This is a genomic window from Deferrisoma sp. (assembly GCF_054681715.1).
The window spans coordinates 1-5,086 of the sequence record NZ_BAAHFQ010000191.1; the positions used below are offsets into that span (position 1 = coordinate 1).

General features: G+C 71.3%; 4 protein-coding genes. All 4 read left to right on the forward strand.

Annotation, left to right across the window (positions count from 1 at the left end; genetic code table 11):
* A partial coding sequence (locus tag ACY0I8_RS16180) for a transposase (RefSeq protein WP_461394759.1) occupies positions 1–136 on the forward strand: 136 nt, incomplete at its 5' end.
* A 53-nt stretch (positions 137–189) separates the two neighbouring features.
* Positions 190–1,320: a vWA domain-containing protein gene (locus ACY0I8_RS16185; RefSeq protein WP_461395566.1), complete on the forward strand. Its 1,131-nt coding sequence runs from the start codon at positions 190–192 to the stop codon at positions 1,318–1,320.
* A gap of 28 nt (positions 1,321–1,348) precedes the next feature.
* Complete coding sequence (locus ACY0I8_RS16190) at positions 1,349–2,719, forward strand: TrpB-like pyridoxal phosphate-dependent enzyme (RefSeq protein ID WP_461395567.1); 1,371 nt, start codon at positions 1,349–1,351, stop codon at positions 2,717–2,719.
* Between the two features lie 126 nt (positions 2,720–2,845).
* Positions 2,846–5,086: FAD-dependent oxidoreductase (locus ACY0I8_RS16195; RefSeq protein WP_461395568.1), on the forward strand; the 2,241-nt coding region annotated here is incomplete at its 3' end.

A 5,086-nucleotide genomic window follows, 5' to 3' on the forward strand; every position in this document is an offset into this window, starting at 1 on the left:
CACCACGGCCCCCTTGGAGGGGCTGAACAACAAGATCAAGGTGCTCAAGCGCCAGGCCTATGGCTTCCGGGACCAGGAGTACTTCAAACTGCGAGTCCTGTTCATCCACGAGCCCACCCCATCATTTGCCGGATGAGCCGTGGATCATTGGGAGGAGACGAGGAATGGGCCACCCACCGACCTGACGCGATGACCGAACTCTCCCCTTCCCTTCCCCGCACCGGCATGGCGGGCCACGTGCTGGCGTTTAGCCGGCTTTGCAAGCGTGCGGGGCTCCCGGCCCACCCGGCCGCCGCGGTGGACGCCTGCCGGGCCGTGGGGCTCGTGGGCGTGGAGGACCCGAGGGCCGTGTACTGGGCCCTCCGGTCGCTCCTGACCTCGTCTCCCGACCACATCCCCGTTTTCGACCGTCTGTTTCACGCGTACTGGGAGTCGGGCTCCCCCCCTTCGGAGGGCGAGCCCCCTCCCCCGTCCGTGGTGCCCACGGCCGTCCCCGGCCGGGGGGAAGCCGGGGAGGAGGGGCCCGATCTTCCCCCTGCCGAGGCGACCGGCGGGGCGTCGGAACGGGACCTTCTGCTACGCAAAGACCTCCGCCATCTCACCCCCGAGGAGGAACCCCAACTCCGCGCCGCGTTCCTGGCCCTTCTGGGGAAGCTCTCGAGCCGACCGGGGCGGCGGTTTCGGCCGGCCTTCCGCGGGCGGGCCATCGAGTTCCGCCGGGTGTTTCGCCAGAGCCTCCGCTACGGCGGGGAGATCGTGCGGCTCACCCGCCGGGAGCCCCGACTGCGGCGCCGGAACCTGGTGCTTCTGGGCGACGTGTCGGGCTCCATGGACGTGTACAACCGGTTCTTCCTGCTCCTGGCCCACGGGCTCGCCCGGCGCGATCGGGGCGTGCGGGTGTTCGGGTTCTCCACCCGGCTCTTCGATCTGGCCGATCCCCTGCGCGACCGCGACGCCGGCCGGGCCGTGGCCCGGGTAGCCGAACTCTCGCGGGGTTGGTCGGGGGGCACCCTGATCGGGAAGTGCCTCGCGGAACTCAACCGCGTGCTCGACGCCACCGGGCCCCGGCGGGGCCTCGTGGTGGTGGTGTTCTCGGACGGCTGGGACCGGGGGGATCCGGACCTCCTGCGGCGCGAGATGGCCCGGCTGCGGGCGAAGGCCTGGCGGATCCTCTGGCTCAACCCCCTGAAGGGCGACCCCGACTACCAGCCCCTGTGCCGGGGCATGGCCACGGCGCTCCCGTTCGTCGACGCGTTCTACCCCGCCCACACGGCCGAGAGCCTGGTGCGGGTGGCCCACGAACTCCAGCGGCTTCGTTGACCCTCACCCCAGGAAAGGAGGAAGGAGCATGTCGCAGATCAAGTACACCCTCCCCGAGTCCGAAATCCCCCGGCAGTGGTACAACATCGCGGCGGACATGCCGAACCCCATGAAGCCGCCCCTGCATCCCGGCACCGGCCAGCCGGTGGGGCCCGACGACCTGGCCCCGCTCTTTCCCATGGCCCTGATCGAGCAGGAGGTGAGCACCCAGCGCTGGATCGACATTCCGGAAGAGGTGCTCCAGATCCTGCGGCTGTGGCGGCCCACCCCGCTCTACCGGGCCCGCCGGCTCGAGGAGGCCCTGGGGACCCCGGCCAAGATCTACTACAAGTACGAGGGAGTGAGCCCGGCCGGGAGCCATAAGCCCAACACCAGCGTGGCCCAGGCCTACTACAACAAGAAGGAGGGCGTGAAGCGGATCGCCACCGAGACCGGCGCTGGCCAGTGGGGCAGCGCCCTGTCGCTCGCCTGCAACTTTTTCGGGATCGAGGCCAAGGTCTACATGGTGAAGATCTCCTACGAGCAAAAGCCCTACCGCCGGGTGCTCATGGAGACCTGGGGCGCCAGCGTGACCCCGAGCCCCTCGAACGAGACCGAGGCCGGCCGCAAGATCCTGGCCGAGGATCCCGACAGCACCGGCTCCCTGGGCATCGCGATCTCCGAGGCGGTGGAGGACGCGGCGAGCCGGGAGGACACCAAGTACGCCCTGGGCTCGGTGCTCAACCACGTGCTCCTGCACCAGACCGTGGTGGGGCTCGAAGCCAAGAAGCAGATGGAACTCGCCGGCGACTACCCCGACGTGATCCTCGGGTGCTGCGGCGGCGGGTCCAACTTCGCCGGGCTCACCTTCCCGTTCCTCTACGACAAGATCCACGGCCGGGAGATCGACGTGATCGGGTGTGAGCCCACGGCCTGCCCCACCATGACCAAGGGTCACTTCCACTACGACTTCGGCGACACCGTGGGCATGACCCCGCTTCTGCCCATGCACACCCTGGGGCACACCTTCGTGCCGCCGGGCATCCACGCCGGCGGGCTCCGGTACCACGGCATGGCTCCCCTGGTGAGCCAGCTCCTTTTGGACAACCTGATCCGGGCCGAGGCGTTCCACCAGGTGGAGTGCTTCGACGCGGCCGTGATGTTCGCCCGCTGCGAGGGCATCGTGCCGGCGCCCGAGTCGAGCCACGCCATTCGGGGCGCCATCAACGAGGCCCTGAAGGCCAAGGAGGAGGGCAAAGAGAAGACGATCCTGTTCCTCCTGTCGGGCCACGGGCATTTCGACATGTCGGCCTACGACGCCTACTTCCGCAAGCAGCTCGAGGAGTACGAGCTCCCCGACGAGGAGCTCGCCAAGGCCTGGGAGGCCATCAAGTCGTTCCCGTCGCCCCAAGCGGCGTAGCCAGCCCGGCCGGGCCGGTGCCGCGAGAGCCCCGCGGCACCGGCCCGTTTTGTCGCCTGGGGGGACCCGACGGGTCCAACCGTCCGGGCCTCTCCCTTGCCCTCACGCCTTTCCCACGGAGTCCCCATGCACGCGACCGAGTACCGGTTCCTTCTGGGCAACGAGGCGATCGCCCGGGGCATCGTGGAGGCGGGCTGCCAGTTCGCCACCTCGTACCCGGGAACCCCGAGCTCCGAGATCCTGCCGGCCGTGGTCCGGTTCAAGGAGGAGATGGGGCTCGACCTCTACGCGGAGTGGTCCACCAACGAGAAGGTGGCCCTGGAGACCGCGCTGGCCGCCGCGTACACCGGCAAGCGCACCATGGTGGCCATGAAGCAGGTGGGGCTCAACGTGGCGGCCGACCCGGCCCTTTCGGCCGCCTACATCGGGGTCAAAGGGGGGCTCGTGATCGTGGTGGCCGACGATCCCGGCCCCCACAGCTCCCAGACCGAGCAGGACACCCGGCTGTTCGCCCGGTTCGCCAAACTCCCGGTGCTCGACCCCTCCGACGCCCAGGAGGCCAAGGATCTGTGCGCCCGGGCCTTCGAGCTTTCGGAGCGCCACGAGATCCCGGTGATCCTCCGGCCGACGCTGCGGATCTGCCACTCGAGCCAGCGGATCGCCTGCGGCCCGGTGGAGGGGCCGCGCCGCCGGGCCCGGTTTGACAAGAACCCCCGGCGGTGGGCCGCGACCCCCCGGGCCCGGTTCGAACTCCACCGGTTGCTGAACGAGAAGCTCGACGCCATCGCCCGCGAGGTGGCCTGCTGGCCGGAGAACCGGCTCGGCCTGCCACCCGGCCGACATCCCCTGGCCATCGTGGCGGGGGGCATCGCCTACGGCTACGTGATGGACCTCTTGGAGAAACTCGGGGTCGCCGACCGGGTCCCGGTCGTCAAGCTCGCGGTGGCCCACCCCCTGCCCGCGGGGGTCGCCGAAACCCTGGCCGGGGCCTGCGACCGGGTGCTCGTGGTCGAGGAACCCGACGCCGCCGTGGAGACCCTGCTCCGGGCGAACGTGGAGGTTTGGGGCCGGCTCACCGGGCACGTGCCCCGCCAGGGGGAACTCACTCCCGAGCGGCTGGTGGGGGTGCTCCGCACCGCGCTGGCGCAGGTCGGGTACGAGGTTCCGCCCGAGAGCACGGCCGGCCCCGGGCCGGCCGCGGGACTCCCCATCCGGCGTCCCACGCTGTGCCCTGGCTGCGGCCACCGGGCTGCCTTCTGGGGCATCCGCCGGGCGTTTCCCCGCGGGCTCTTCCCCGGGGACATCGGCTGCTACACCCTGGGCCTCAATCTCGGCGCCGTGGACACCGTGCACTGCATGGGGGCCTCGGTCTCCATGGCGGCCGGCTTCTACCACGCCCACGCCCAGGACGGGGAGCCGCCCCCCATCGTGGCCACCATCGGCGACAGCACCTTCTACCATTCCGGCGCCGCCGCCCTCGAAAACGCGGTGTACAACGGGGCCCGGTTCGTCCTCGTGGTCCTCGACAACGAGATCACCGGCATGACCGGCATGCAGCCCACGCCCGAGTTCGGCACGACGGCCGACGGCCACCCCGGCCGGGCGATCTCGCTGGAGGGCCTGATCCGGGGCTGCGGGGTGGAGTACATCGACCACGCGGACCCCTTCGACGCCGAAGGATTCCAGCGCAAACTGTTCCGGGCCTGGGATGACGCCCGGAATCCCGAGGGGGGCGTGGCCGCCCTGGTGGTCCGGTACCCCTGCGTGACCCGGTTCGGGGCGACGCTGCCGGGCCGGCCCCGGATCCCGGTGGAGGTGGTCCACGGCCCCCTGCCCCGGGACGCCGAGGGGAACTGGAAACCCGCCTGGCGCCCCCGCCACCAGGACAAGGTGAGCCCCTGCGTGGAGGCCTGCCCGGCCGGAAACGACGTGGAGGGGCTCGTCGCGCTGGCCGCGGACGGCCGGTGGGACGAGGCGGCGGCGCTCCTGCTGCGGGAGCATCCCTTTCCCGCCACCCTGGGGCGGGTGTGCCCCCATTTCTGCGAAGCCGCCTGTAACCGGGGCCAGCACGACGGCGCCGTGCGGGTCCACGCCATCGAGCGGGCGGCCGGCGACGCGGGGGCCGACACGACCCCCGAACCCCCGTCCGTCGCGCCCTCCGGACGGCGCGTGGCCGTAGTGGGAGCGGGCCCCGCCGGCCTCACCGCGGCCTACCACCTGGCCCGATGGGGCCACGAGGTGGAGGTGCTGGAGTCCCGCCCCGAGCCCGGGGGCATGCTCCGGTGGGCCATTCCCGAATACCGCCTTCCCAAAGACGTGGTGCGGGCCGAGATCGAACGGGTCGCGGGGCTCGGCGTGCGGATCCGC